The organism is uncultured Boseongicola sp., assembly GCF_937988555.1.
Taxonomy (GTDB): Bacteria; Pseudomonadota; Alphaproteobacteria; order Rhodobacterales; family Rhodobacteraceae; genus Boseongicola.
This window is the reverse complement of the sequence record NZ_CALJXO010000371.1, coordinates 1-5,034: the sequence shown is the minus strand read 5'-3', so window position 1 is coordinate 5,034 and position 5,034 is coordinate 1. Positions and strand designations below refer to the sequence as shown.

General features: G+C 56.4%; 7 protein-coding genes. 6 read left to right on the top strand and 1 reads right to left on the bottom strand.

Annotation, left to right across the window (positions count from 1 at the left end):
• The 6 genes from Q1B15_RS21925 to dtd all read left to right on the top strand — a co-directional run.
• The coding region (locus tag Q1B15_RS21925) for a DUF2927 domain-containing protein (protein ID WP_299758060.1) at window positions 1-721 on the top strand (721 nt) is incomplete at its 5' end.
• Window positions 722-740: 19 nt separating this feature from the next.
• The gene (locus Q1B15_RS21920; RefSeq protein ID WP_299758058.1) at window positions 741-1,841 is read left to right on the top strand and encodes an SPFH domain-containing protein; all 1,101 of its coding nucleotides are present in this window, start codon (window positions 741-743) and stop codon (window positions 1,839-1,841) included.
• 32 nt (window positions 1,842-1,873) lie between these two features.
• The gene (locus Q1B15_RS21915; protein ID WP_299758056.1) at window positions 1,874-2,290 is read left to right on the top strand and encodes a hypothetical protein; all 417 of its coding nucleotides are present in this window, start codon (window positions 1,874-1,876) and stop codon (window positions 2,288-2,290) included.
• A complete protein-coding gene (locus Q1B15_RS21910) occupies window positions 2,290-3,384 on the top strand; it encodes a TFIIB-type zinc finger domain-containing protein (RefSeq protein WP_299758054.1) in 1,095 nt (364 codons plus the stop codon). The genes Q1B15_RS21915 and Q1B15_RS21910 overlap by 1 nt, the downstream gene beginning before the upstream one ends.
• Before the next feature lie 76 nt (window positions 3,385-3,460).
• Complete coding sequence (locus tag Q1B15_RS21905; protein WP_299758052.1) at window positions 3,461-4,384, top strand: carbohydrate kinase; 924 nt, start codon at window positions 3,461-3,463, stop codon at window positions 4,382-4,384.
• Complete coding sequence (gene dtd / locus Q1B15_RS21900) at window positions 4,381-4,824, top strand: D-aminoacyl-tRNA deacylase (RefSeq protein ID WP_299758050.1); 444 nt, start codon at window positions 4,381-4,383, stop codon at window positions 4,822-4,824. The genes Q1B15_RS21905 and dtd overlap by 4 nt, the downstream gene beginning before the upstream one ends.
• 7 nt (window positions 4,825-4,831) lie before the next feature.
• On the opposite strand, the gene Q1B15_RS21895 is transcribed toward dtd, so the two are convergent.
• Window positions 4,832-5,034: hypothetical protein (locus Q1B15_RS21895; protein WP_299758049.1), on the bottom strand; the 203-nt coding region annotated here is incomplete at its 5' end.

Below are 5,034 nucleotides of genomic sequence, written 5' to 3'. Positions count from 1 at the left end.
AGGCCCCGACGTTCCCTTCACTGACGAGATGGTCGCCCGCAATTTTGATGCGCTGGCTTTCAGCGAGGAATTTAGCGCTCGTGCTGGGCTGCTTGTCCGGACAAGCGCTCCAAGCACGCTCCATCGTTGGGAGAAACCCGTTCTGATCGAGACTGTGATTGGTCCTTCGGTGGACCGCGAACAAGCGGACGACGACATCGCCACGATCACAGCATTCAGCGATCGTCTCGCCAGCATTACCGGACACCCGGTGCAAAACGTGCGGCGCGGTGGAAACTTTCATGTTCTTGTGCTGAACGATCAGGAGCTGCGGAACTCCGGGCCTTTGCTCACACAATTCATGCCAGAGCTATCCCCATCGCAAGTGCGGTTTGTTGAAGATATGTCACGCGACACCTATTGCGTCGTCTTCGCGTCGGACCCGGCACAAGACGGAAGATACGAGCGCGCCGTCGCAGTTATCCGCGCTGAACTACCGGACCGCCTGCGCACCTCGTGCTTTCACGAAGAAATTGCACAGGGGCTGGGTCTTGCCAACGACAGTCCAAGCGCAAGGCCATCCATCTTCAACGATGATGACGAATTTGGCCGGCTCACTAACCATGATGAGTTACTGCTGCAAATACTCTATGATCCACGACTGAAGCCGGGCATGCGGGGCGCCGCCGCTGCGCCGCTCATCCGACGTATCGCGACCGGTTTAATGTCGCCTTCAACCTGACCTGCCAGAGGAGACCCCAATGGGCATTTTCGATTTTCTAAGTGGGGAGTTTATCGACGTCATCCACTGGAGCGACGACACGCGAGACACAATGGTCTGGCGATTTGAGCGCGAAGATCACGAGATCACATATGGCGCCAAGTTGACGGTCCGCGAAAGCCAAGCGGCCGTCTTCGTCCATGAAGGACAGTTGGCGGATACATTCATGCCGGGTCTCTACATGCTTGAGACCAACAATATGCCGATCATGACCACGCTTCAGCACTGGGATCATGGTTTCCAGTCGCCGTTCAAGTCCGAAGTGTACTTCATCTCAACCCGCCGGTTTACCGATCTGAAATGGGGAACCAAGAATCCGATTATCATTCGGGATCCGGAATTTGGGCCAACGCGAGTCCGTGCTTTTGGCACATACGCGGTCCGGGTGTCTGACCCCGGCAAGTTCCTGGTCGAAATCGTCGGCACAGACGGCGAGTTCACAATGGACGAAATCAGCTATCAGATCCGCAACATCATCGTGCAGGCGTTCAGCCGCGTCGTCGCAACGGCCGGTATTCCCGTGCTTGATATGGCTGCAAACACGCAAGATCTCGGACGTATTCTGGCCGAAGGTATATCGGGAACCCTTGCATCTTACGGCCTCGAACTTCCGGAACTCTACATTGAAAACATCTCCCTGCCGCCCGCCGTCGAGAAGGCGCTGGATGAACGCACATCACGCGGCATGGTTGGCTCACTGGACGATCACTTGCGCTACAAGGCGGCCGACGCTTTGGGACAGCAAAACGGGGCTGCCGGGTCCGCTATGGGCATGGGATTAGGCGCCGGAATGGGGATGCAGATGGGCGGCATGATGGCCGGTCCTTGGGGCCCGCGCCCGGCAGAACCTCTGGCTCCACCTCCGCCGCCTCCGGTTGAGAACGTCTGGCACGTTGCTGATGGCGGCAAGACTTTGGGACCCTATTCAAAAGCTGACCTCGGCAGATTGGCGGGCGAAAAAAAGCTAGCGCGAGAAAGCTGGGTTTGGACGCAAGGACAAGATGGCTGGCAACATGCCAACGATATTGATGAACTCGCGCAATTGTTCACTGTTTCGCCGCCGCCACCACCGCAAGGATAGGTGCATGGATCGAGGTCCCATCTGAAAGTATTATGACCCGTCGTGGATTTGTCATATTTGCCCATTGGGCGACTGGGTTTTTGCTGGCCGTCCTTTTGATAGAAGGCCCGAGCGCTTCAGTGTGGCTGACAGCAGGTTTCGCTGCGCTGAGTGGGCTTTGGTTCACAATCTACGCCCTGGGTCGCGGACCCCTTGGCAAACCTGGGCCAAAGTCGACTGGTGTCTTGCGACCTGTTCACCGCTTTCAACATCACATTCTCTGCTTCGCCATGGCGGCAGCTTCCGTGGCATCCATGACGGCTTTGGAAGACAACATCACAGGACGCGCGATGGCCGTATTGCTGCTTCTTGGCCTCCTTCACGGCATCATCCATCTTTGGCGTCACACGGCATTTTTTGACGGGGCACTCCACACCATCATGCCTAAATTCTTGCACGGAATCCTCTGATGGGCTCGGAAGATCATCGATTCCCTTGCCACAATTGCGGGTCTGACCTGCGGTTTGATCCCGGGGCCGACCAACTGATCTGTGATCATTGCGGCAGTGCCGAGACAATTGATCATAGCCCTTGGGATCGCAACCAGGCCATCAAGGAGCAGGACTTTTCAGCCACCCTGCGCGCAAGCACTAGCGGCGTGGAAATGGAAGAGGCACGCACTTCGCAATGTCCAAATTGTGGGGCGCGCATCGAATTCGACGGCGCAGTGCACTCCAAAGAGTGCCCCTATTGTGCAACGCCTGTCGTCACCGATACCGGGGCAACCCGGCAGATAAAACCGCGCGCAGTTGTTCCATTCGAGTTGAGCGAAGACGCGGCGCGTCAGGCCATGAAGGACTGGCTTGGTCGTCTTTGGTTCGCGCCAAACGGCTTAACAGAATATGCGCGAAAAGGCCGCAAGCTAAGCGGCGTCTATACTCCGTGCTGGACCTTCGATGCCGACACGAAAACCCGCTACACAGGGCAGCGCGGCATTGAATACACGACAACGAGGACTGTGACCCGCAACGGCAAACGGCAGACAGAACCGCACACGAAAGTTAGGTGGACCTCTGTATCTGGGCGTGTCGCGCGCTTTTTTGATGATGTTTTGGTCGTCGCTTCGACAGCGCTACCCGCGAAATTCCGCACCTGCTTGGGCCAATGGGATCTCACACGACTGGAACCCTATTTGCCCCAGTATCTCGCGGGCTTTCGCGCCGAAGCTTATACTGTGTCGCTTGAGGACGGCTTCAAAAAAGGCAGAACCATCATGGATCGCCAGATCATACGGGACATCAAGTTCGATATCGGAGGAGATCGTCAGCGTGTTCAAAACATTGAAACCAAACTCAGCGATGTGACCTTCAAGCACATATTGGTTCCGGTTTGGCTCGCCGCCTATAAATACCGCGGCCGGTCATTTCGTTTTGTTGTGAACGGTCAGAGCGGTCAGGTCGCCGGAGAACGGCCTTGGTCAATCTGGAAGCTGACGCTTGCCGCCCTTCTTGTTGCGATCATCGCCGGCGCTTTGGGCTACACGGCTGCAGTCAATCAAGGATAAACTCTTTTCTCGCCGACTTGCGACGCAGCGCGTGTGAGTTTAGACCCCGCGAAACAGATTTCCTGGAGGAGAACCGATGATCCTGTGCTCTGGAGAAGCTTTGATCGATATGCTGCCCCGCCACACCGCAAACGGTGAGCGTGCTTTTGCGCCTTACGCGGGCGGTGCGGTTTTTAACACATCCATTGCACTTGGTCGCTTGGGGGTTTCAACGGGCTTTTATAGCGGCTTGTCGACGGATCTGTTCGGGGAACTTCTTACAGACGCGCTGTCGGCGGCGAGCGTTGACAGCAGCATGGCCGCGCGCTTGGACAAGCCGACGACATTGGCATTTGTGACACTGACACACGGTCAGGCAAGTTATGTTTTTTACGATGAGAACTCTGCGGGCCGCATGCTAAGCGCCGAAGACCTGCCAACGCTCGATGCAGCTGTTTCCACACTGTTTTTCGGTGGTATCTCTTTGGTCGTTGAACCCTGCGCGCGGGCTTACGAGGCCCTGATGATGCGCGAGAAAGATCGACGTGTGATCATGCTTGATCCGAATATTCGACAAGGTTTTATCGTCGACGAGGCAGCATACCGCGACAGGATTGGTCATATGATGGCGGCCAGCGATATCGTGAAAGTATCCGACGAAGACCTTGCTTGGCTCACCGGGCATGACGATCTGCAACGCGGCGCGGCTGATTTGTTAAACAAGGGCACAAAACTTATCTGTGTGACGGAGGGCGCCGAAGGGGTCACAGGATACTCTGCTGTGCAAACAGTCCGCGTTCCGGCAAACAAAGTCGCGGTTGTCGATACCGTCGGGGCCGGTGATACTTTCAATGCAGGCTTTTTGGCTGCGCTGTCTGACGCTGGTGTTCTGTCCAAGGCCGAGATCGCAAATCTTCAAGCAGATACAATAGAAGCAGCGCTTTCTCTGGGCGCGCGCGCCGCGGCGGTCACTGTAAGTCGTGCGGGTGCGAACCCTCCGACACGCGCTGAATTGGGATGAGAGCCCTCGTTCAGCGCGTCTCACGCGCTGAGGTTCGCATCGAAGGCGACGTGGTTGGAGCAATTGAAGATGGCGTTTTGATCTTTGTCTGTGCCATGGTAGGTGATCCGCCGAATGCACCCGAGAAGCTCGCCGCAAAAATTGCCAAGCTCCGTATTTTTAGAGACGATGACGGACGCATGAACCGCTCACTTTTGGACGTGGGGGGCAGCGCACTTGTCGTCAGCCAGTTCACACTTGCCGCCGACACTCGAAGAGGAAATCGACCGGGATTTTCAAGCGCCGCACCTCCGGATGAAGGTGAAATTCGGTATTTGGAGTTTGTATCCGCCGTGATGGACCTCAACATTCCCGTCGCAACCGGCACCTTCGGCGCTGACATGGCAGTGGCCCTGGTCAACGACGGTCCGGTGACGATTTGGGTGGATACGGACGGTTGATAGAGCCTTAAAGCGCCTGCAAAATTGCGGACCACGTCGTTTCGAGAACACCCCGACGCGCCTTGATAACCTCGCGCGCGGCCTCAACAAGCGGGGCGCGTTCTTCAGCGTCAAAAAGACGTGCAACGCTTTGTGAAAGCTGTGCCTTGTTGTGAACAAGGATTGCGGCTTCGTCATTTGCAATCGCACGGTCGATCAGAGGAAGTAACG